Raw genomic sequence first — 22949 nt, 5'->3', positions numbered from 1 at the left:
CAATTTAGCTGTTGGGAGTGAAACTTATGTGCAGTACTTGTGGATGTGCATCGGGAGAGCGCAAAATCGAGGGTGATGACCATCACGGCCATGCTCACGACCACCATCACGGTCACGATCATCATCACGACCATGACCACCATCACGGCCATGATCACGACCATCATCATGATCATGAACCTCATGGGCAAACCGTGGTTATTCATCACCATTACTATCATCAAGGTGATGTCCACAACCATTATCACCAATATGAGCCCGCACCTGCTGAAAGCAAGTCTAAAAAGCATAAACACAAACATAAGCACAAACACATTTATCAAACGGCCGAGACAAGTTTTAAACCGGCTGGAGAGCACCATGACCTTGATTATGGCCACGGTGAAGCAGGTACACATGCACCGGGGATCAGCCAGAAACGCATGCTACAAATTGAGATGGATGTGTTAGATAAAAATAACCATCTGGCAGAGCATAACCGTGACGATTTTAACCAGAAGAATATTTTAGCGCTAAATCTCGTTTCTAGCCCGGGTTCGGGAAAAACCACCTTATTAACGGAAACGCTGTTAAGGCTGCGTGACAAAATCAATTGCGCAGTGATTGAAGGTGACCAACAAACCACCAATGATGCACAGCGGATCCGCGAAACGGGTGTGCCTGCGATTCAAGTGAATACAGGAAAAGGCTGCCACCTAGATGCACAAATGGTGCACGATGCAACAGCACGTTTAGAGTTAGCAGATAACAGCTTGTTATTTATTGAAAATGTGGGAAATCTTGTGTGCCCTGCTAGCTTTGATTTGGGCGAGCGCCATAAAGTGGCGGTGCTGTCGGTCACGGAAGGGGAAGATAAACCTCTCAAATATCCACATATGTTTGCGGCAGCAGATATTATGTTATTGAATAAAATTGACTTATTGCCATACCTGAATTTTGATGTCGATGCGTGTATTGCCAATGCCAAGCAAGTGAACCCCAATATCCAAGTTATTCAAGTGTCTGCGACACGTGGCGAAGGGATGGATGCATGGCTGGCATGGTTGGAGACACAGCTATGTGCTTAGGTATTCCGGGCAAGATAGTTGCAGTTGGTGAAGATATTCACCAACTCGCTCAAGTGGATGTTTGTGGTGTAAAACGCGATGTGAATATTGGCCTAATTTGTGAAGGCGAAACCACTGATTTATTAGGCCAATGGGTATTGGTACACGTCGGGTTTGCCATGAGCATCATCAATGAAGAAGAAGCGCAATCCACCTTGGATGCGTTAACCGCGATGAGTCAGCTAGACCACGAAGTTAGCGATTTTAGTGGTTTAAATGCAGGAGCAACAGATGCAGTACGTCGATGAATTTCGCGCCCCTGTTCTTGCAAAAGCGCTATTGGCGCATATTCATCAACGGGTGAATGAAATACCCCAAGCAAAACGGCGCCCATTACAACTCATGGAAGTGTGTGGAGGCCATACCCACGCGATTTTTAAATTTGGTATTGACCAGTTATTACCCGCCGAAATTGAATTTGTTCATGGGCCCGGTTGCCCTGTGTGCGTTTTGCCAATGGGGCGAATTGATGGCTGTATTGAAATTGCACAGCACCCTGAGGTTATCTTTTGTACTTATGGCGATGCAATGCGTGTGCCGGGGGAAAAGGGCTCTTTACTTGACGCCAAGCGTAATGGAGCGGATGTCCGCATCGTTTATTCACCGCTAGATGCCTTGGCATTAGCAGAGCAGCATCCTCATCGGCAAGTGGTTTTCTTTGGTTTAGGCTTTGAAACCACCATGCCAAGCACGGCAATCACCTTGCAGCAAGCGAAACGCCGCCAGCTAAATAATTTCACGGTGTTTTGCCAACACATTACCATTATCCCAACGTTAAAAAGCTTACTAGAACAGCCGGATGTCCGCATTGACGGCTTTTTAGCGCCGGGGCACGTCAGTATGGTGATTGGTGCCCATCCTTATCAATTTATTACGGATGATTTCTATAAACCGCTGGTGGTCACAGGGTTCGAACCCCTAGATATTTTGCAGTCATTAGCCATGTTAGTTGACCAAATCGCCGATGGCCGTTGTGAGGTAGAAAACCAATATAAGCGTGTTGTGGCCGATAACGGTAACGTATTGGCACTGAAGGCGTTAGAGGAAGTTTTTGAACTTAAACAAACCAGTGAATGGCGCGGGCTGGGGGAAATAGCAGGTTCAGGGGTTCAATTAACTGAAGACTATCAGTTTTTTGATGCAGAGAGACGTTTTCAGGTACAACCCCATAAAGTGGCGGATGACCCGCAAGCACGTTGTGGAGAGGTGTTAACCGGGCGCTGTAAACCGAACGAATGTACGTTGTTTGGGCGCCGTTGTACGCCACAAACGGCTTTTGGCGCACTAATGGTTTCTTCTGAAGGCGCCTGTGCAGCTTATTACCAGTATCGTCGGGAGGTATAAATGAGTAATCATGTGGTGACGATGGCACATGGTAGTGGTGGGCAGGCCATGCAGCAATTGATTGAACAGTTGTTCTTGCAAGCATTTGCTAACCAAGCGTTGAATGAGCGGGAAGACCAAGCTCGGCTAGCACTGGCGGAAATGACCGTATTAGGCGACCGCTTAGCATTCAGTACTGATAGCTATGTCGTCGACCCGATTTTCTTTCCCGGGGGCAATATTGGTAAATTAGCCGTTTGCGGCACAGTGAATGACGTTGCAGTCAGTGGTGCGATCCCCAAATACCTTTCTTGCGGTTTTATTTTAGAAGAAGGCTTTCCACTTTCTGAACTTACCTCAATTGTGGAATCCATGGCGGCAACGGCAGCGGCTGCGGGTGTGGATATTGTGACCGGCGATACCAAAGTCGTGCAGCGCGGGGCGGCAGACAAAATTTTTATCAATACGGCCGGTATTGGTGTGATCCCGAGCAATATCCAGTGGGGAGCTCAGCATATTCAAGCGGGGGATAAAGTGATTGTTAGTGGTACGTTGGGTGACCATGGCGCCACTATCTTAAACCTACGCGAACAACTTGGGTTAGAAGCGGAGCTTTGCAGTGATTGTGCAGTATTAACGCCATTGATAGCACCGCTACGTGAAATTGACGGCGTTCGGGCATTACGAGACGCAACTCGTGGTGGTGTAACGGCAATCCTACATGAATTTGCCCAAGCTAGCGGCTGTGGAATCGCTGTTAATGAAGGCGATTTACCTGTCTCTTCAGCAGTTAGGGGCGTGTGCGAACTATTAGGTTTAGAGCCGTTAAACTTTGCGAATGAAGGCAAATTAGTGATTGTGGTGAAACCTGAAGCGGAAAGTGCGGTGATTGCTGCACTACACCAACACCCATTAGGGAAAGATGCAGCCACGATTGGTTGTGTGACTGAGCAAAAACAAGTCAAATTGGTTGGGATCTTCGGTACATCAAGGTTATTAGATTTACCCCACAGTGAGCCTTTACCCCGTATTTGTTAATTGAAAATGCCCTATAGATAAAACCTATAGGGCGTTCAAATCTATTAACGTCTTAACATACCTTTATCGATAATAAACTCGATAATGGTTTCTAAGCCGACTTTTTTCTTTAAGTTAGTAAACACATAGGGCTTTACTGGGCGCATTCTTGCGGTATCGGCTTCCATCACTTCTAATGAGGCGCCGACATAGGGTGCAAGGTCAATTTTGTTAATCACCAATAAATCGGAATGAGTGATCCCCGGGCCGCCTTTACGTGGGATTTTTTCGCCTTCAGCTACATCAATCACATAAATGGTTAAGTCAGCCAGCTCTGGGCTAAAGGTCGCGCTCAGGTTATCGCCGCCGCTTTCCACGAATACGATATCGAGGTTTTTATGGCGCATGGCGAGCTCTTCAACTGCGGCTAAGTTCATTGATGCATCTTCACGAATAGCTGTGTGAGGGCAGCCGCCAGTTTCAACACCAATAATGCGGTCTGCATCTAATGCTTCGGCACGGGTTAAAATTTTGGCATCTTCTTGGGTATAAATATCATTGGTGACAACCGCTATTTGGTAAGTGTCGCGCATGGCTTTACATAACACTTCTAATAATGCGGTTTTTCCTGAGCCGACCGGCCCACCGACACCAATTCTTAAGGGTTGATTATATTCTTGCATAGCATTTTCTCATGAACGAAAAAGTCGTGTGTATTGGGTTTCATGCCGACTACTGGCAATAATTTGTGCAGGTGTAAAACTGCCGATATCTTCTAAAGGCCATGTGGCCGATTGCGAGACAATGGTAGGAATGCGCTCGGTTAGAGTGAACAAAATGTGTTGCCCCGCACTTTGGCCGAGTGGAATGAGTTTAACGCCGGACATCACGGTGTTTTCCAGCCAGCCCCATGCATAGGCGTTACAGAGTTTGTCGATATCAATATTCCAATTGACTGCGGCAAGGGCAAACGCCATAAGCTGCGTTTGTTTAACGCAGGTCAATGTGGTTGTATCAAGTTCGATACCTAGTTGAGGCAGTAAGCGGGCAAAAGCAATACCACGTTGGCGCTCCTCTAACCGCAGTTCCTTGGTTTCACGGCTGGCAATGATAAATTCACACCAATAGGTAACTTTTTCCATATCGGCACTTAATAAGTGGGCGTGAATTTGCCGTAAAACAGGGAGTTCCAATGTCGCAATCGCATGGGTCATTTGCGCTGTTAACCAGCTTGCTAGCGTTTCAGGCGTGGTTACCCAGCCTTTTTCAATGGCCCACTCTAAGCCTTGGGAATAGGTAAATGACCCAACAGGCAAAGACGGGCTGACTAATTGATATAAACGCAAATCCGCTAACATGGATAAACTTCCCAAATATAATTAATGGTGATGATGGTCATCATGATCGTGATGATGGTGGTGATGCCCACCGGATGAACCACCATAAGCCCCCGGTTCTGGTTGGTATTTTTCCAAACCCACACTGACGGTCGCGCCAAGCCCTCGTGCCATATCATCTAAGACATGGTCATGGAAGTAACGACACCAGCCGGCTTCGATTTGCAGTGGAACGTGACGGTTACCTAAGTGATAACAAACACGCGCTAACAGCAGTGGGTCATCGCTATAAACGGTTGATACTTGCTCTTTTGCCGCTTCGATGGTGACTAACTCACCGTCTTCAGTGGCTAAAATATCGCCTTCTTTAAGCACGGTACCACGTGGCAGAAACAACCCTGCTTCTTGACCGTCGCTTAAGGTGACTTTTAAGCGGCTCTTTGTGCGCTCATCCATAGTTAAACACAAGGATAACTCGGTGTGCGATGCTTGGTGGCTATCTATAATTTTAATGAATTTTTTCATGTTCTGGCTCTTTCGTCGGGGGTCAGAATAAAAAGTAACGCTGTGCCATTGGCAGCTCAATCGCAGGTTCACAAACTAATGGAATACCATCGGCTTTTACGATGTAAGTCTGCGGATCCAGCTCAATATGTGGCACATAACTATTGTGGATCATGGATGCCTTACTAATATTTCGGCAGCCTTCCACACGACCAATTTTGCTCTGTAAACCGAGTTTTTCAGGAACGCCGGCATCAATACCCGCTTTCGACATAAAAATCATCGATGTTTGGTATTTGGCTTTACCCAATGCGCCAAACATTGGACGGTAGTGCACGGGTTGAGGCGTTGGGATCGCTGCGTTGATATCCCCCATAGGGGCATAAGCGACCATGCCACCTTTCATGATCAAGGCAGGCTTAATGCCAAAAAAGGCGGGATCCCACAAGACGATATCCGCGAGTTTTCCTTTTCCAATCGACCCAACCTCATGGGCAATGCCGTGGGCGATAGCGGGGTTAATAGTGTATTTCGCCACATAGCGTTTGATGCGGTTATTATCGTTCTCTGGTGTATCGCCTTCTAAGGTTCCGCGCTGTAATTTCATTTTATGTGCGCATTGCCAAGTACGAGTAATTACTTCACCAACACGCCCCATGGCTTGTGAGTCCGAAGACATGACTGAAATGGCGCCCATATCATGCAAAATATCTTCAGCGGCGATGGTTTCACGGCGAATACGGGACTCAGCAAAAGCCACATCTTCAGGAATAGATGGGTCTAAGTGGTGGCAAACCATCAACATATCCAAATGCTCATCAACGGTATTAATGGTGTATGGCATGGTTGGGTTAGTTGACGCAGGCAGAATATTGGGCTCGGCCACCGATTTGATCACATCAGGGGCATGGCCGCCACCAGCACCTTCCGTATGGAACACGTGAATGACACGCCCCGCGATAGCTTTTACAGTTTCTTCATAAAAGCCACCTTCGTTTAATGTATCTGAGTGGATAGCGACTTGGACATCCATTTCATCAGCTACATTCAAGCAGTTATGGATGGCCATCGGGGTCGCCCCCCAGTCTTCGTGGATTTTCAAGCCGATAGCTCCCGCTTCAATTTGTTCGCGGATAGCCTCGGGTTTACTCACGCAGCCTTTGCCAAACAAACCGACATTAATCGGCAGTTCGTCCACGGCTTGTAACATGCGGTACATATTCCAAATACCCGGCGTGACGGTCGTGGCATTGGTGCCTGCGACAGGGCCGGTTCCTCCACCAATAAAGGTGGTGACGCCAGACACTAAGCCTTCTTCAGCTTGTTGTGGGCAAATAAAGTGAATATGGGTATCAACACCACCCGCGGTGATAATTTTACCTTCGCCTGCAACGACTTCAGTACCGGGGCCAATCACGATATCAACATTCGGTTGCACGTCAGGGTTGCCGGCTTTACCAATCCCCGCAATGCGGCCATTTTTAATGCCAATATCGGCTTTAACAATGCCCCAATGGTCGAGAATAATGGCGTTGGTGATTATCACATCAACGCATTGGTCGCTGGTCACTTGGCTTTGCCCCATACCGTCACGAATGACCTTACCGCCACCAAACTTGACCTCTTCACCATAGGTGGTGAAATCTTTTTCGATCTCTAGAAATAATTCTGTATCAGCTAAGCGCAAGCGGTCACCCGTTGTTGGGCCAAACATATCCGCATAGGCTTGCCGTGAGATGGTTTTCATGGTTATTTCTCACTCTCTAATTTTCCCATGATCTTGCCATGGAAACCGTAAATTTCTCTTTTACCGCTAAATGCGACTAACTCAACAGTGCGACTCTGTCCGGGCTCAAAACGAACAGCCATTCCAGCTGGGATGTTTAAACGAAACCCAAGCGTGCCTTCACGTGCAAATTTTAGCGCTTCGTTTGCTTCGTAAAAATGGTAGTGAGAGCCAATTTGTATCGGGCGATCGCCTGTATTTGCAACGAGGATTATTTGGGTTTCTCGACCTGCATTGAGTTCGATGTCGCCTAAAGCTTGATTGACTTTAATTTCACCGGGGATCATGTTGCCACCTATACAATTGGGTCGTGGATAGAAACCAACTTTGTGCCATCAGGAAATGTACATTCCACTTGGATGTCTTTGATCATTTCTGGCACCCCCTCCATGACCTGCTCTGCGGTTAACACGGTTCGACCTTCGCTCATTAACTGGGCAACCGTTTTACCATCACGGGCGCCTTCCATAATCGCACAACTGATTAGCGCGACGGCCTCAGGGTAATTGAGCTTTAATCCACGCGCTAAGCGTCTTTCTGCGACGAGGCCTGCCGTAAAAAGTAATAATTTGTCTTTTTCTCTTGGGGTTAATTCCATTTTTTGCTCCTAAAAAACGTTTACGTTGCCCAAATACGCGGTGGCTCAGGACAATAACCTAACCAGTATTGTCTTGTTGCCTGCCAAATATGGGCAAAACAGGCCATTATTGGCTCGGTTTGAGAGCCTAATAGCCGCAAAACTAAAATACCGTCCACATTAGTTAGCCCATACTCAAGCGGCCTAACATCGGTAGAGAAAAAACAGGCTAAGCTATCTTGAAGTTCAGCTTTCAATTCATCGCTGGCGGGGTAGATATATAAAGAGCCGAACATGGGAAACTCACGCATGACGGCCGATTGTTTTTGAGAACCATTGATAAAGATAGATTCCGCCAAGGTGAGCTTGTCATCAATATAAAATTGCAAGCGCCCCCGAATATTGCCGTTGTCGAATTGTTCGTTTAATACCGGGCGGCCTAAACACTGGATTTCCCAGCCGATAAATTTTGATGAACTGGTGATCCGCACATGGGTCTCTATGTGAACTTGCGCCTCAGGGAAAAAAATGTTTTCTTGAGGCAACCATTCTAAGAACCCATTAGGTGCCACCGTTAAGGTTTGTACTTGCCGCGCAACACCGCCCGCACTGCGATAAAATTTTGTTGCTCCAGGCGTGGTCAATAACGCATGGGCATGTGGTTGAACATCAATATTGATAAGAAGTTTATCCCCCCCGACAACGCCACCGGGTGGATGAAGTAAATACGTGTGTGCAATACCTTGCTCGGGGTAGAATGACCGCTGAACCATTAAAGGGCCGATATGTTGTTTATCCGTTAAGCGGGTGACGCCACGTTTTAGTTCATATCGTAAAAAGATTTCAGCTAACCAGCCTGATCCTGAAAAATCAGACATACTTTCTCCTGCAACTTAGTCAACTAAAAATACGCGAACATGTTTAGCTATACCCCTAACAAAAATTGGGTACTTATGATGTAAAAGCTAATGCAAGTAGGGTAGGGTGTGAGTGAATACCAAAATCATTATTATTATGCAGCGTTATCGGCTGCATGTGTCTGCCGCGCGATTCTACACCTTATATCGAAAATTGCCTTTCAATTAAACAGCATTTTATTTAGAAAATATAACAACCATCAAAATAACAGTAAAAAATGAGCGTATATCTATATTGCGATTTCAGCGTAACAGGACTATATTCTCAGCCGCACTGATATGGGGTTGAGATGTTTTACGACGTGACTTTATATCGATTCAACAATCCCTTTTCTTGGGAAGTCATTCTGACATTAACGGCAGTTTATAGAGATTATGGAATATAAATTTTTTCTTTCGGAAAGCCAAATGGTGTTAAAAGCGTTTTATATTGAAAATGCGATGATAGCCATGCTGACGGGCGCGAAAGGAAATGTTGTGATCAACGGTCAATCCATTGAAATTGAAAGCGATGTCACCTTAATTATTCCTAAATATAGTCAAGTTTCTTGCAATATTGTGTGTAATACCGTGAAGCAGCCGCTTGAATTGCACACATTGTCGATGTCGGCAGATGAATTACAACCGGTATTTTTATTACTGAAGACCTTAATGAAGTCGGCTGCACCTCTGACTAGCCACCAACCCATTTACCATGTGTCTCCCCCAGAAACCGTGAGAGATAACTTTAGTTTATTAAAACAATGCTTACCATTAAAAAAACAGAGTGAGTCCCAAGAAGCATTGCTAATGAGACAGAGCCTATATTTTATTTTAATGGCGATATATCAAGATGGTATCGATATTCTAAATCTTTTTCGCTTCAATTATGATGAGCCGAAAAATCAAGCGATTACCCATCTGATCACTCAAGAACCGCAAAAAAAATGGCACTTAGAGGATGTCGCGAAAGCGTTATTTACCACGCCATCCACTTTACGCCGTCATTTGAGCCGTGAAGGGGTGTCTTTTCGCCAATTACTACTCGATGTGCGAATGGGACTGGCGCTGAATTTTTTAACCTTTTCGAATTATTCTGTTTTTCAAATTAGTCATCGTTGCGGTTTTGGCAGTAATGCCTATTTTTGCGATGTCTTTAAGCGAAAATACAATATGACGCCTTCTCAATTTCGGTTGCAATCAAGGCAGTCGAACGACCCGAATTTTATTACCAATTTGTCCTTGCACTCTAACCCAATTGAATTTGACAAAGAAATTGATGAGTAGTTGTTAAGGTAAGTCAAATAACGGCTTAATTTTGACGGTTTCTCGAATAAATTCGCTGTTCTATTGATGTAGCGCCTAGCAATCAGGGCGTTAAATTTAATATAACTCATATTGGTTACTCTACACATAGTGAATATCTCACCAATAGCGACATTAATGAAAATAACGTCATTAATTATATGAAATAAAAAATAAAATCTGTCTATAGAGGGATGTATGATTAAAAATATCGTTGCCGCAATGTGCTTGATGGGGCTCACACTGCAAGCACAGGCGGCAGAACCGGCTCAATCACAAACTTTACGTTTAGCGATTGGCTCAGAGCCAACAGAGGGTTTTGACCCCATGCTCGGGTGGAGCCACGGCAGCTACCTACTGTTGCATAGCCCATTACTGAAACAAAAGGCTGACCTTTCATGGCATAGCTATATGCTTGAAAGTTATCAACATAATGCAGATGGTAAACAGTGGACACTCAAGCTGAAAAAAGGCTTAAAATTTTCCGATGGCTCACCGTTAACGGCAAAAGATGTTGTATTTACCTATAACAATGCTGCGGCAAGTGGCGGTAAGGTGGACATGGGGAATTTTACCAAAGCAGAGGAAATTGACCCACTCACCGTAAAAATCACCTTATCTTCCCCACAAAGTACCTTTATTAATGTACTTGGTTCGTTAGGGATTGTTTGTGCCGATAAATATGATGCGAAAACCTATGCACATAACCCAATTGGCGCAGGCCCTTATCGTTTAGTTGCATTCCAGCCGGGGCAGCAACTGATTGTCGAGCAAAATCCGTATTATGCAGGGCCAAAAAATGACTTTGGTAAAATGGTCTTTGTTTTCCTTGATGAAGATGCGGCCTTTGCGGCGGCACAAAGCAATCAACTGGAAATTGTTCGTATCCCTGCTGCGGTAGCGGCGAATGCTAATGATGTGAAAAACATGAAATTGGTTGAGCGCTATAGCGTGGAAAACCGCGGCATTTCTTTCCCAATTCCACCTGCCGGTGAGAAAGATGCTCAAGGTAACCCTATCGGTAACGACATCACTTCAGATGTTGCTGTCCGTAAAGCCATTAACTATGCTCTTGACCGTAAACTATTGGCGGGATCCGTGTTGGAAGGCTTTGCCGTACCGGCTTATACCGGCGTTGCAGGGCTGCCATGGAATAGCCCAGACTCCGCTTTTAAAGATGGTGATCTTGAAAAAGCGAAATCCATTTTAGAAGATGCGGGATGGAAGCTGAATAAAGAGGGCTTACGTGAGAAAAATGGCAAAGTGGCAAAACTGACATTATGGTATGCCAGTGGTGATACCACACGTCGTGACCTTGCGCAGGCAATCCGTTCAAGCTTAAAACCGATTGGCATCGAAATGGATTTAAAATCGGGGAGCTGGGAAACCGTTGAGCTACACATGCATGCTAACCCAACACTTTTTGGTTGGGGAAGCTTAGACCCGATGGAAATTGTCCATAATTACAGTAGCAAAGCAGCAGGTGTTGGCTTTTATAACCCTGGTTATTATAAAAATGCAGCCGTTGATGAGCTAATCGAAAAAGCGTTAGCACAAGCTGACCAAGACGCGGCGATTCCGTTATGGCAGCAAGTAGATTGGAACGGTAGCACGGGTGTTGGTATTAAAGGTGATGCTCCATGGGCTTGGTTGATGAACCTACAACATATTTATTTACTGAATAATTGTGTTGATTTAGGTACCAGTGCTCCTGAAATTCACGGATCTTGGTCGGTGTTAAATAATGTCGATGAATGGGCGTGGACCTGTCAGTAATGCGAACCGCACTTGGGCTTTTATTGCGATTTTTTGGTTTATTAACCGTAACGGCAGCGGGGATTTTTATCCTGCTGAGTTACTCGCCTATCGACCCAATAAAAGCCTATATTGGCAATGACTTACTGCACGTGCCTCCTGAGCAATATGCGCTAATTGCTGCGCGATGGGGGCTTGATCAGCCTTTATGGGTACAGTTCTGGCGCTGGTTTTCACAAGTATTACAGGGGGATTTGGGCTATTCCATGCTCTATAATACCCCTGTAATTCAAGTGATTGCAGACCGCCTTGTGCCTTCTTTAGCATTGCTTATTTGTGCTTGGTTGTTTTCTGGTATTGTGGGTTTTGCGCTAGGGTTAGTCGCTGGGCGTTATTTAAACCGCTGGCCAGACAAACTTATCTCAACATTATGCTATTTACTTGCTTCAATTCCTGTTTTTTGGGTCGGTTTGCTGTTGCTGTCTTTGTTCGCGGTGACATTACAATGGGCTCCGATATGCTGTGCTTGGCCGATAGGCTTGGATGAGCAAACGGCAACTTTTTCACAGAAACTTCATCACCTAATTTTGCCTGTAATTGCGTTGGGTATGCTAGGCGTGGGTAATATCGCATTGCATACACGAGCCAAAGTTGTTGAGGTGATGAGCAGTGAATTTATTCATTACGCACGGGCTCAAGGGGATAATGGCTGGTCAATGATGGGTTTCCACGTGTTGAAACATGCCATCACCCCCGCAATTTGTTTGCAGTTTGCTTCTGTAGGTGAATTATTGAGTGGGGCATTGCTAGCTGAAAAAGTATTTGCCTATCCAGGCTTAGGTCAGGCAACGATAGATGCGGGGCTACGTGGAGATATTCCCTTGTTGATGGGGATCGTCATGTTATGCGCTACGCTAATATTTTTAAGCAATACGGTAGCAGACAGCCTGCTAAAAAAAGTGAATAAGGGAGTGATGAGAGGATCATGACCTATAACCCTAATCGCGCCTTATTTAAGTTAGCTTTCTCATTACTTTTATTGGTCATCGTTAGTATTTATGCGTTTGGCCTCTCCCTTAATGATATTGAAATGAATTTACTCGATAGGCGCTTGCCACCGTCGTGGGCACATCTATTTGGGACAGATAATTTAGGACGTGACTTATTTGCCAGAACTTTTCAAGGGGTGGCAACTAGCTTGCAAATCGGCCTTATGGCAGCGGTTACCAGTGGTTTTATTGCACTTGTCATGGCCGGTTTATCTTCAATAAGCAAAGTGATGGACTATGTAGTGCGTGGCGTTATTGATGCCATGTTGGCATTGCCACATCTTTTATTACTGGTATTGATTTGTTTTACGTTGGGTGGTGGAAAAATGGGGGTGATTTGGGCCGTTGCACTGACACATTGGCCAAAATTAGCCCTAATTTTACGTTCAGAGTTACAACGAGTTAGCCAGTCAGATTACATTATGTTATCTCAACGTATTGGTAACAGTGCATTTTATCGCTGGCGCTATCACTATTTACCCATGATTTTGCCGCAATGGATGGTCGGGACGTTATTAATGTTTCCCCACGCAGTATTACACAGCGCAGCATTAAGTTTTTTAGGTTTTGGTTTATCGCCCCATGAGCCCTCACTGGGCATTTTATTGTCTGATGCATTGCGTTATCTCAGCACAGGAGCGTGGTGGCTGGTGGTCTTCCCTGGCGTTGCTTTAGTTGGGTTAGTGTTATTATTTGACCAATTCGCCAAAGCCTTACAGCAGTTATGGTTGAAGGGGGCCGTATGTTGAGTCTTGATAATCTCACCGTGGATGTCGCGCAATTTCGTTGGTTAGGGCGTAAACGTTGGTCGCCGTTACTGCAAGGGATTTCATTGGATATTCAGCCCGGTGAGATGGTTGCATTGGTAGGTGGGAGCGGAGAAGGTAAGAGCTTGTTATTACAGAGCGTTTTGGGGTTGCTTCCCCATAATATGCGCTGTCGTGGCGGTATTCACCTTAATGGTAAAAAGCTGACTGAACAAAATAAAGCTCAGCATCGTGGAAACGCATTATGTTATATCCCTCAAGGGGTTAATGCGCTTAATCCGTTAATTCGTATCGGCCCACAATTAGAACGTGCCGCTGTGTTAAGTGGGCAGCATATTAAAATGCACGATGTCGCACGGCATTTACAGCAATATAATCTGCAAGGCTCATTGGTAGATAGCTACCCAAACCAGTTATCCGGTGGAATGGCTAAACGGGTACTCGCCAGTAGTGCGACACTCTCGCGCGCGCAATATATTTTAGCGGATGAAATTTCATCATGGCTGGATGATGAGCATGCCATGCAGCTACTCGAAAACATTAAATCGCTCTGCCACGATGGCCGAGGTGTTTTATGGGTCACCCATGATTTGTCCATGGCAGTGCGTTTTGCTGACCGTATTGCCTTATTGCGTAACGGAGCGTTGGAAGACGTGTTAAGTAGCCAAAAGCTACAACAAGGTGGTGGTGGTCAATGGCTGCAGTCGTTGTGGAATGCGTTACCGGAACATCAATTTATGGCAAGTAAATGAGTATCACTGAACCTATTTTCCAAGTAAATAATTTATGCATTGAACAAGGTGGCCAACGGCTGTGGGATGGCTTTAGCATGTCACTGACTAGCGGTGAACGCCTTGGGATCTCTGCCCCCAGTGGTTTTGGTAAAACTACGTTAGGCCGAGTATTCGCTCAGTGGCAGCATGCAACCCAAGGAACCATTTTGTTTGAAGGGAAACCGTTACCTCAGCAGGGTTATTGTCCAATTCAATTAGTCCCCCAACATCCCGAAAAAAGCTTTAACCCCTATCGCAAGGTGGGGGCGAGTTTATTTGATGCTTGGCAGCCAGAAACCCATTGGTTAGAGCACTTTTCGATTAAACCTTCTTGGCTTGAAAGGCTTCCCAGTGAGTTATCGGGTGGTGAACTTGCTCGTATTGCGTTGCTGCGAGCCCTTGACCCGCGAACGAAAATTTTAATTGCCGATGAAATCACCGCACAGTTAGACGCCAATTTGCAAAAAGAAATTTGGCAGTTGTTAGTGAAATTATCCGAAGAGCGACCACTCGCAATGGTTATTTTTAGCCATAACAAAGCGTTATTAGAGAAAGTGTGTAGCCGTATTTGGGGAGTTAGCAAAACCTAGATGAAGTTCGTGTATTGACAAAAATATTTTTTTATTAATAATCGTCCCGTGTCCTAGGACGTGAGACAAGGCGGAATTTAGAATATGAAAAGTCAAGATATACTGATTCTTTTAAAAATAATTTCGATGCATATCGATTTGAATCGTCAGAATTTCGATAGTGATACTTTTCATTTATATGAAAGTAAAGTTGATTGGGGGGATATGTTTGAGGGGCAGGATACTTCGGGAGAGTCATCCGCGGATTTTTCTTTAGCTCATGTTGATGATGATATTTTAGTCGTCGTAGAGGATGAATGGACAGAAAAAGGGCTAAAGCCTAGTTATAATGAGGAAAGCGCGATTAAAAGCCGTTTTTCTGTCAGAAACCTTGAGTTTTTGACAGGAATTAGTAAGTCACAAATCAGTTTAGGCTTAAATCGTATGTACGATGTTGGTCTAGCGAAGCCAGATAGAAGATTAGCGATTCCCAAGGTGAATACTAAGGCTTTATTTGATTTTATTGCTTTTGGAATCAAGTATGTTTTTCCTGCAAAGGAAGGTGAGCTGACAAGGGGGATTGCAACATCAATAGCAGCTCCTGTATTAAAAGGAAAACTAATGACATCAGGAGAATTTCCTCTTGTATGGCCAGATCCAAGAGGAAAGACAAAAGGATTTGCTATTGAGCCATTACATTCTAATATTATTCGTGCAGTTCAATTAGATAGTAGGCTGTATGCAATGTTAGCTTTAGTTGATGCGGTTAGGATTGGCAGACCGAGAGAGCACAATCTATCCTTAGAAAAACTAAAAATCATTTTTGAGGAAGTTAAATGAGCGAAAAGGTTAACTTACAAAAAAGTATGTTACTGGTGGTTGCAGATGCATTAGGTGAAGAGCTATTAGCTCAAGTTGTCTTTGTTGGCGGTTGTACTACAGGCTTGTTAGTCACTGATGAATATACCAAAGAGCAAATTAGATATACTGATGATGTTGACTTAGTGGTCGATATAGTTGGTTATGCTAAGTGGAGCCAATTACAAGAAAAGTTGAGAGAACGAGGGTTCAGGGAAGATCCTTTTGATGATGTTATCTGCCGAATGTTAATTGGTGAACTCAAAGTTGACTTTATGCCTGTAGACCAAAATGCATTAGGTTTTAGTAATCGTTGGTACAAAGACGCTGTAGAAATGGCATGCCAATATCAATTAACTCAGAATGTCACTATAAATTTAATTCGGCCTGAATATTTTATTGCCACAAAATTAGAGGCGTATCTAGGTAGAGGGAATGGTGATTTATTAAGTAGTCGAGATATTGAAGATATTTTAAATATTTTCGATGGAAGAGAAAGTATTGTTGAAGAGATCTCTCAGTCAAGTACAGCATTAAAAGAATATATTTCAAATAATTTAGCTTTATTGATTAATGAATATGATTTTGAAATGGCAGTACAGAGCACTAGCCAAGGAATTCGTTCACGAGAAGATATTATTTTTGAAAGATTAACCCAATGCATCAAACATTAACGCGAACAGCTAAAGAGCTCTCATGGTTATTTGCGACTCAAATGGGTGCTGATAGAAAACAAAATAAAGATTTATATGCGTTAATTGACCGAGGTAATTTTAATTTGGTGATTGCTTTTGATGTTTCAACGTCATCTCCAGCTACTACTGAAATGGCTAAATTCTTCTTTGAGATAGTTATTCAAGAATTAAATTCAATAGAGCAGAGTCACTTAACTGAAAATATCGTTGAACATATTTTACAGCTTGGATTTAAAGAAACTAAAGCTAAATATAAAATTGGGAAGGCGAGTTTATTAGTTATTGGAACTTTTAATTCGGGGGAATCTGTTTTCTGTTTTCATACGGGAGATATTCGTTTAGGTAACTGGAAAAAAGATAAATCGATAAATTGGCTTACTAATGTTCATACTGGTGCTAATCCACTCGGCGAACCTTTTGTACAAAGTATGTTGAAGGATGAAAATAGAAAAATAGTTACTCGATGTTTTAATTTACAAAAAACATTTTTACTTGATTATAAAAAAGTCACTGAGGTGGATTGTCGGCTAATTATTGCAACAGATGTTTTTTGGGCTGAATGTGATAATGAAAAGCAACAAGCCATTATTGAAGGAAGTGAATTTTCTGTTCAAGATGACTTATCTGTATTGGTTTTAACGTGGGATCGTGATGATAAATTGCCATGTAATCAAAATGGGCTATTGATACTTTGATACCCACAGTAACTTAAAGTGCCACTTGGTTAATTACATGTGTGATTAGCCTGAAAACGAAGTTCACTCTAGGCATTTTTGACAAATGTCATAGGGATATCTAAACCCATCCTCTATTTTAAATCCCTTAAGTGAAAATGATAACCATTACTGTTATTGGGGTGAATATATGTCTTATCGTTTAAAACGGCACCAATTGGCGCATTGTATTGCACTCACTTTAGGTATAGGAACTTTGGCGACACCAATTGGGTTCGCTGCACCAGCAGTGACATCGGACAAACTGATCGTCACGTCTTCAACAGGTCAAAGCCGTTTGTCACCGAGTGAACAGCAAGAAAAAGGCAAGCTTGAAAAAGTGGCTGGCGGAACAAATTTAGTTGTTATCGAAAAAGAGACTCGCCTTGCGACCTTACAAGATGCTCTTGATTATCAGCCTGGGCTTGTGATTCAAAATTTCTTTGGTGGTATTGATCAGCCGCGTTTGAATATTCGTGGGTCTGGAGTACAAAGCGCACCGCTTGCTCGTGGTGTATTGCTGCTCCAAGATGGCTTACCCGCGACGGATGCTGACGGCAGTTTTCACATCAGCACCTTAGAAATGCGTGATGCGCGGATGGTGAGTGTACGCCGCGGCGCAAATAGCCTTAACCCACAAAGTAATAGTTTGGGAGGTGAATTGGATGTGCTCTCTTACACGGGTCGAAACGAGCAAGGCCGCCTACGTTATGAGTACGGCTCCCATGGTCGCGAAGGGTTACAAACGGCATTTGGTGGCGTTTCTGACGATGGGGTATTTGATGGTCGTGTAAATTTCACTTATGACCATTTTGATGGCTATCGCAAACACTCTGCTTCTCAACGTAAAACGTTACGCAGCAACTTTGGTTATGTGACTAATAACTTTGAAAACCGAACTTGGTTGAGTTGGACAGATTTGCGCTTTGACGTTGCGGGGCCTGTTTCTGAAGAGGTACTCAATAATAACCCTACAGATGTGTACCCGATGGTGTGGCTACGTGACCCACACCGTAATGTTGAGCAATTCCGAGTGGCTAACCGCTCTGACTGGCAAGTGGATAACCAAGCAATTGGTGCAGGAGTTTGGCACATTCGTACTCATGATAATTTTACTACTCCCGCTTACTACCGGTTTAGCCGCAGCCACAGTGAAGGGCTGCAATTTACCTATAATATTGAAACTGAGCCCGTGACATATCGTACAGCTCTTGCATGGGACCAAATGACCTTGCAGACTGAATTAATGCAAAATCGTAAAGGGACACCCGCAGACAAAACAAAAATAGGTAAATATGATGGCCGAGCTGAAAACCTCTACGGCAGTGTTGGGGTAGACTTACATATTACGCCAACAGTGACCGTTAATTTAGATGTGAAAGGCACACATGCGCGCCGTGATGTAGAAAAACGACAGAGTCATTTGTCGTTAGACCAAAGTTGGACATTTTGGACACCAAAAGCGGGAGTGATTTGGCGACCAACGGAAAGCCAGCGTTACTTTGCTAATATCAGTGCGAGTGAAGAACCTGCAACATTTTGGGAAATTATTAACTCCAGCAATGGAAAATTGACGAAACTCTCACCACAAAAAGCCATTACTTATGAAATTGGGGGAGAAGGCGATGTCACCGATGGGTTGAAATGGAGCCTTGCGCTGTACCGCAGTCAAATTAAAGATGAGTATATTACCACTTATGACAGTGCAGGGACGGTTGTTGGCGTGTTTAATTATGCCGCGAAAACCCGCCATCAAGGCTTAGAAGCTGGGCTGACAGGACGTGTTGGCGCAGGGCTGGGGGATATCAATTACCGAGTTTCATGGACTTATAATGATTTCCGTTTTATGGGGGGAGAGTATAACGGCAACTATATCGCAGGTATTCCTCGCAATATTGTCGCTGCCGAGGTGTTATATGAAATTGGGGATTGGAGCTTCGGGCCAAATATTCATTGGGCGCCAACGGATATGGCTGTTGATCACCAAAACAATCTCGATATTCAAAAACGTAAACATTACGCCGTATTAGGGCTTAAAGGTAGCTATAAACCAACAGAGCAGTGGTCTGTGTATTTATCGATGGATAATTTAACGGATGAACGTTATGCGACAACATCAGTTGCTAATCAGACCGTCACAGCAAAAGATAGCACCTTGTTCCCCGGTATGGGCTTTAATGTGAATGGTGGTGTAACCTATAACTTCTAATAATGAATAAACGCATTAATATTCGTTAATGCGTTATTCTTAAAATGGGCGCTGTGCAGAAATAGATAATTTCGTTAAGTAGTTTTCATTATGGATATGCACAGTGTCTTTCTCGATATCAATAAACCCTTTTTGCCGCCACCCAGAAACTAACCGACTGAGTGTTTCGTAACGTATGCCTAATTTAGCCGCGAGCTGGCCCCGAGATAAAGGCAAAACAATATTTGAAGTCAGTTGCTTATGCTTTAAATCGAGAATATAGGCCGCTAGCCGTTGTTCAGCAGAACTCGAAGTTAGCCAGTCGATATGGTTAATGTTTTCATATAGTTTGCTACTAAAACGCCTTAGCAGTTTTTCCATAATTTGCGGGCAGGCATGGCATAGTCGTAAAATATCGCGTTTATCAAGTAGCAAAGCTTCACCGTCGGTTTTTGCCCGTAAACTCATGGGATAACGGTTGTGAGGCATAAAAACGGCTGCGATGGCAACAATTTCCCCCGTACAAAACAAACCAAAAATTTTTTCTTCACCCAAATAGGTGTGGCGATACACTTCTATTTGCCCGCTGATCATCAAGGGGCAATGCTTAAATGGTTCCCCTTCATGGTTCAGAATTTCACCACTTTTAAAGCGAATATGGCCACAATTTTCCAGCAGTAATGCCAGTTTCTCATCTTCTACCCCATTAAACAGTAAGCACGATTTAAGGGCATTGAGTGATTGTGCATGGGGGAAAACGTTTTTGACAAATGTCATAGGTCATCCTCTTACGCCGTCTTAGAATGGCTTAAGTATAAATGATAATTATACACATTATCAATTGAGATGTTAGCAGAGAGCTGAATAACCCTATGATAAATAATGCTTTTAGACTCGCCGCCGTTTTTCTAACTTTCGGTGGAATAGCCAATGTATATGCATCACAAGCTGTTGATTTCACAGATATGTCAGGTGATAAAATTCATTTATCATCCCCTGCAAAACGTATTGTTGTGATCCCAATTCCTGCCGCTTCGATGTTAGTTGGCATGGATGAAAGCAGTGAAAAATTAGTCGGAATGCATCCCTTTGCAAAGGTTGCTGCGCGAGATGGCATGCTAAGCCAAATGTTTTCTCCTGTTCTACAAGTGAATTCAAATGTGGTGGGTAACAATTTTACGCCAAACATTGAAGCATTACTTAATGTGGAGCCCGATTTAGTGTGGCAATGGGGGCATAGAGGAGATGACATTATTTCTCCTATGCGTGATGCAGGGCTCACCGTTGCTACGTTAGATTATGGGCAAGAACGCTATACGCAAGAGTGGGTTCGCCTAATGGGGCAAACACTTGGCCACAATGATAAAGCGCAAAAGATGATCCAGTGGCGGCAACAAGTTGTCGATGCATTATCGGCAACCACCGCTAAAATCCCAGAAGCGCAGCAGCCCCGAGTCCTGTATCTATCCCATTTTAACCAGAGTATTCAAACATTTGGCTCAACATCACACAACAATGCAGATTTTGCACTGGCGGGTGGGGTGAGCTTAAACCGTGACCTCACTGGGCCAAGAACCCTCAATATTGAGCAAATTCTGGTTTGGGACCCTGACATTATTCTATTGGGTAATTTCGAGGAAGGGTTATCGCCAGCTGATGTTTACCGCAACCCTATGCTAAGTGAAGTCACCGCCGTGAAAAACCAGCGTGTGTATAAGCTCCCTATTGGTGGTTTTATCTGGGATGCACCAAACCAAGAAACACCACTGTACTGGCAATGGTTATCGATGATTTTTCACCCAGAAACGATGGAAATGCCATTGCGTGAGGAAATTCGCCTTAGATATCAGCAACTTTATGGCTATGACGTGTCAGATGAGCAAATTGACGGAATTTTGCAAATAGAGATGAACAAAAGTGGTCAGCACTATCTTTCTTTGATGGGGAAACCGCATGCGTAAGCCCCAATATCTTTGGTTCATTTTTGCTATTGGCCTATTGTTGACTTTTGTTTTGGCCCTAAGCTGTGGGCGTTACCCAGTTTCGTTTTCCGCGGTTTGGCATATTCTCTATGACACTATTTTTGGTAATGAAATGATGGGGAACTATAGCCGAACGGAACAAAATGTGGTGCTGAATGTGCGCTTACCGCGTGTTCTGATAGCAGGAACGTCAGGGGCTGGGTTGGCGGTTGCGGGGGCGGCTTTGCAAGGTATTTTCCGCAACCCATTAGTTGGGCCGCAAATTATTGGTGTTTCATCAGGGGCTGCATTGGGTGGCGCGCTAGCTATTTTATTATTTTCTTCTTTGTTGATCACCATTTCATTGGCTTTTATCGGTGGGTTGTTGGCTATCGTGCTGGTTTTTTTACTTGGTTTGAATCGCCAAGGCAGCCAGCTATTAATGTTAATCCTTGCGGGGGTGATTATTAATGCTTTTTTTGCCGCATTAATTTCGTTAATTACCTATTTTGCAGACCCAAACAACACGTTACAAACCATTGTTTTTTGGCTTATGGGCAGCTTTGCCAGTGCGTCTTACCTCAAACTCAATATTATTTTTCCGGTTGTGCTGGTCTGTGTCTTGGTCATTTTTGCGCTGCGTTTTCGTATCAATGTGCTGTCCCTTGGGGAAGAAAATGCACAAGCTTTAGGGATGAAAATTAATAGAACCCGTTGGGCCGTGTTACTCAGCGTGACCTTGATCACTAGTGCGACAGTGGCGGTATCCGGCACCATCGGCTGGGTAGGGCTGATTGTTCCACATATTGCACGGCTAATGGTAGGGCATGATCACCGGATATTACTGCCTGCCAGTGCGGTCATTGGTGGGATTTATATGGTAGCTGTCGACACCTTTGCACGCAGTATGACGAATGCAGAAATTCCATTAAGTGTGATCACCGCACTGATCGGCGCCCCTATTTTTGCACTACTGATCCACACATTGAATAAAAAGGTGGCCGATTTATGATCCAAGTTGAACACCTTAATTTCAAAATAGCCCAACGCCAATTATTTACGAATGTTAGTTTTCGGCAACCAAAGGGCAGTATTGGCGCGATTTTAGGGCCAAATGGCCGCGGAAAAACAACTTTATTAAAACTACTACTCGGCTTACAAAAAGGATCAACAGGCAATATTTCCCTAAATGCACCCGTCGCTTATGTTCCACAGCTTAGTGGTTCACTGTTTCATTACTCTGTTCGCACTATGGTGAGTCTCGGGCGTATTCGTCATTTACCTTGGTATGCCTCACCCAATGAAAAAGATAACCAAATTGTAGAGCAGTGTTTAGCGTACTTAGGCATAAGTAATTTTGCGGACCAACCCTTTAACTGTCTCAGTGGAGGGGAAAAACAAATGGTTATGATTGCGAGAGCATTAGCCAGTGAACCAGAAATTTTGATTCTGGACGAACCGACATCCGCGTTGGACCTTGCCAACCAAGACAGTGTGCTCAGCGTTTTACGTGATTTAGCCATACATCGCGGAATGACGATCTTATTTACGAGCCATTATCCACAGCATGCGCTGCATATCGCTGACTATTCATTGTTGTTATTTAACGGCAGCGGTTGTTTATTTGGTGAAACTGAACAAATTTTAACGGAAGAAAACCTGACACAACTGTACCAATTACCCGTCGCAATTACGCCAATGGATTATCAAGGCCGGCAGACCCAAGGGGTCATTCCGCTATTTAGATAACTGAATGAAAACGATTGAATT

General features: G+C 44.1%; 25 protein-coding genes. 17 read left to right on the top strand and 8 right to left on the bottom strand.

Annotation, left to right across the window (positions count from 1 at the left end; all coding sequences use genetic code 11):
- Positions 1-26 precede the first annotated feature (26 nt).
- From hypB to hypE, 4 genes are read left to right on the top strand one after another with little or no spacing between them, the layout of a single operon-like run.
- Positions 27-1067, top strand: coding sequence for a hydrogenase nickel incorporation protein HypB (hypB, locus tag P3L44_RS16545; protein WP_272661597.1), 1041 nt, complete (start codon positions 27-29; stop codon positions 1065-1067).
- On the top strand, positions 1058-1354 hold the full coding sequence (gene hybG / locus P3L44_RS16540; protein WP_272661644.1) for a hydrogenase maturation factor HybG: 297 nt from the start codon (positions 1058-1060) through the stop codon (positions 1352-1354). The genes hypB and hybG overlap by 10 nt, the downstream gene beginning before the upstream one ends.
- The gene (gene hypD, locus P3L44_RS16535; RefSeq protein ID WP_272661598.1) at positions 1338-2450 is read left to right on the top strand and encodes a hydrogenase formation protein HypD; all 1113 of its coding nucleotides are present in this window, start codon (positions 1338-1340) and stop codon (positions 2448-2450) included. The genes hybG and hypD overlap by 17 nt, the downstream gene beginning before the upstream one ends.
- The gene (gene hypE, locus P3L44_RS16530) at positions 2451-3467 is read left to right on the top strand and encodes a hydrogenase expression/formation protein HypE (RefSeq protein WP_272661599.1); all 1017 of its coding nucleotides are present in this window, start codon (positions 2451-2453) and stop codon (positions 3465-3467) included. It begins immediately after the preceding gene.
- Positions 3468-3511: 44 nt separating this feature from the next.
- On the opposite strand, the gene ureG is transcribed toward hypE, so the two are convergent.
- The 7 genes from ureG to P3L44_RS16495 are packed head-to-tail and all read right to left on the bottom strand — an operon-like array spanning position 3512 to position 8528.
- Positions 3512-4129, bottom strand: coding sequence for an urease accessory protein UreG (gene ureG, locus P3L44_RS16525; RefSeq protein ID WP_004908472.1), 618 nt, complete (start codon positions 4127-4129; stop codon positions 3512-3514).
- 9 nt (positions 4130-4138) lie between these two features.
- Positions 4139-4804, bottom strand: coding sequence for an urease accessory protein UreF (locus P3L44_RS16520; protein ID WP_140171546.1), 666 nt, complete (start codon positions 4802-4804; stop codon positions 4139-4141).
- Between the two features lie 21 nt (positions 4805-4825).
- Positions 4826-5308, bottom strand: coding sequence for an urease accessory protein UreE (gene ureE, locus P3L44_RS16515; RefSeq protein WP_140171547.1), 483 nt, complete (start codon positions 5306-5308; stop codon positions 4826-4828).
- A 22-nt stretch (positions 5309-5330) separates the two neighbouring features.
- A complete protein-coding gene (gene ureC, locus P3L44_RS16510) occupies positions 5331-7034 on the bottom strand; it encodes an urease subunit alpha (RefSeq protein ID WP_140171548.1) in 1704 nt (567 codons plus the stop codon).
- Positions 7035-7036: 2 nt separating this feature from the next.
- Positions 7037-7360, bottom strand: a complete 324-nt coding sequence (locus P3L44_RS16505) for an urease subunit beta (RefSeq protein ID WP_102137870.1) — start codon at positions 7358-7360, stop codon at positions 7037-7039.
- An 8-nt stretch (positions 7361-7368) separates the two neighbouring features.
- On the bottom strand, positions 7369-7671 hold the full coding sequence (locus P3L44_RS16500) for an urease subunit gamma (protein ID WP_004908484.1): 303 nt from the start codon (positions 7669-7671) through the stop codon (positions 7369-7371).
- 20 nt (positions 7672-7691) lie between these two features.
- Positions 7692-8528, bottom strand: a complete 837-nt coding sequence (locus P3L44_RS16495; RefSeq protein ID WP_140171549.1) for an urease accessory protein UreD — start codon at positions 8526-8528, stop codon at positions 7692-7694.
- Between the two features lie 447 nt (positions 8529-8975).
- On the opposite strand from P3L44_RS16495, the gene P3L44_RS16490 reads away from it, so the two are divergent.
- From P3L44_RS16490 to P3L44_RS16445, 10 genes are all read left to right on the top strand, one after another.
- The gene (locus P3L44_RS16490; protein ID WP_316928250.1) at positions 8976-9833 is read left to right on the top strand and encodes a helix-turn-helix transcriptional regulator; all 858 of its coding nucleotides are present in this window, start codon (positions 8976-8978) and stop codon (positions 9831-9833) included.
- Positions 9834-10073: 240 nt separating this feature from the next.
- Entirely contained in the window at positions 10074-11627 is a 1554-nt protein-coding gene (locus P3L44_RS16485; protein ID WP_410480065.1) for an ABC transporter substrate-binding protein, read from the top strand.
- Positions 11627-12595, top strand: coding sequence for an ABC transporter permease (locus tag P3L44_RS16480; RefSeq protein ID WP_004908492.1), 969 nt, complete (start codon positions 11627-11629; stop codon positions 12593-12595). The genes P3L44_RS16485 and P3L44_RS16480 overlap by 1 nt, the downstream gene beginning before the upstream one ends.
- Positions 12592-13404 carry an ABC transporter permease gene (locus P3L44_RS16475; RefSeq protein WP_272661602.1) on the top strand — a complete coding sequence of 271 codons (813 nt, stop codon included), beginning with the start codon at positions 12592-12594 and terminating at the stop codon, positions 13402-13404. Before P3L44_RS16480 ends, P3L44_RS16475 begins: the two co-directional genes overlap by 4 nt.
- The gene (locus P3L44_RS16470; RefSeq protein ID WP_140171554.1) at positions 13398-14174 is read left to right on the top strand and encodes an ATP-binding cassette domain-containing protein; all 777 of its coding nucleotides are present in this window, start codon (positions 13398-13400) and stop codon (positions 14172-14174) included. Before P3L44_RS16475 ends, P3L44_RS16470 begins: the two co-directional genes overlap by 7 nt.
- A gap of 14 nt (positions 14175-14188) precedes the next feature.
- Positions 14189-14785 (top strand): ATP-binding cassette domain-containing protein, encoded by a 597-nt coding sequence (locus P3L44_RS16465; RefSeq protein WP_227528992.1) that lies wholly within the window; start codon positions 14189-14191, stop codon positions 14783-14785.
- An 84-nt stretch (positions 14786-14869) separates the two neighbouring features.
- The gene (locus P3L44_RS16460) at positions 14870-15604 is read left to right on the top strand and encodes a hypothetical protein (RefSeq protein WP_140171556.1); all 735 of its coding nucleotides are present in this window, start codon (positions 14870-14872) and stop codon (positions 15602-15604) included.
- A complete protein-coding gene (locus P3L44_RS16455; protein ID WP_094961077.1) occupies positions 15601-16296 on the top strand; it encodes a hypothetical protein in 696 nt (231 codons plus the stop codon). The genes P3L44_RS16460 and P3L44_RS16455 overlap by 4 nt, the downstream gene beginning before the upstream one ends.
- Positions 16281-17012, top strand: a complete 732-nt coding sequence (locus tag P3L44_RS16450; protein ID WP_272661603.1) for a hypothetical protein — start codon at positions 16281-16283, stop codon at positions 17010-17012. The genes P3L44_RS16455 and P3L44_RS16450 overlap by 16 nt, the downstream gene beginning before the upstream one ends.
- Positions 17013-17181: 169 nt before the next feature.
- Entirely contained in the window at positions 17182-19239 is a 2058-nt protein-coding gene (locus P3L44_RS16445; RefSeq protein WP_272661604.1) for a TonB-dependent receptor family protein, read from the top strand.
- Between the two features lie 39 nt (positions 19240-19278).
- On the opposite strand, the gene P3L44_RS16440 is transcribed toward P3L44_RS16445, so the two are convergent.
- Positions 19279-19995, bottom strand: a complete 717-nt coding sequence (locus P3L44_RS16440) for a Crp/Fnr family transcriptional regulator (RefSeq protein ID WP_094961080.1) — start codon at positions 19993-19995, stop codon at positions 19279-19281.
- Between the two features lie 95 nt (positions 19996-20090).
- Here P3L44_RS16440 and P3L44_RS16435 point away from each other — a divergent pair, with 95 nt between their 5' ends.
- The 3 genes from P3L44_RS16435 to P3L44_RS16425 are packed head-to-tail and all read left to right on the top strand — an operon-like array spanning position 20091 to position 22928.
- A complete protein-coding gene (locus P3L44_RS16435; protein ID WP_140171559.1) occupies positions 20091-21179 on the top strand; it encodes an ABC transporter substrate-binding protein in 1089 nt (362 codons plus the stop codon).
- The gene (locus P3L44_RS16430) at positions 21172-22191 is read left to right on the top strand and encodes a FecCD family ABC transporter permease (RefSeq protein WP_272661605.1); all 1020 of its coding nucleotides are present in this window, start codon (positions 21172-21174) and stop codon (positions 22189-22191) included. The genes P3L44_RS16435 and P3L44_RS16430 overlap by 8 nt, the downstream gene beginning before the upstream one ends.
- Positions 22188-22928, top strand: a complete 741-nt coding sequence (locus tag P3L44_RS16425; protein ID WP_140171561.1) for an ABC transporter ATP-binding protein — start codon at positions 22188-22190, stop codon at positions 22926-22928. The genes P3L44_RS16430 and P3L44_RS16425 overlap by 4 nt, the downstream gene beginning before the upstream one ends.
- Positions 22929-22949 lie beyond the last annotated feature (21 nt).

It is taken from the genome of Providencia sp. PROV175 (assembly GCF_032707045.1).
Lineage (GTDB): Bacteria > Pseudomonadota > Gammaproteobacteria > Enterobacterales > Enterobacteriaceae > Providencia > Providencia hangzhouensis.
Note: the sequence above shows the minus strand (reverse complement) of the source record. Positions and strands in the feature narration are given on the sequence as shown.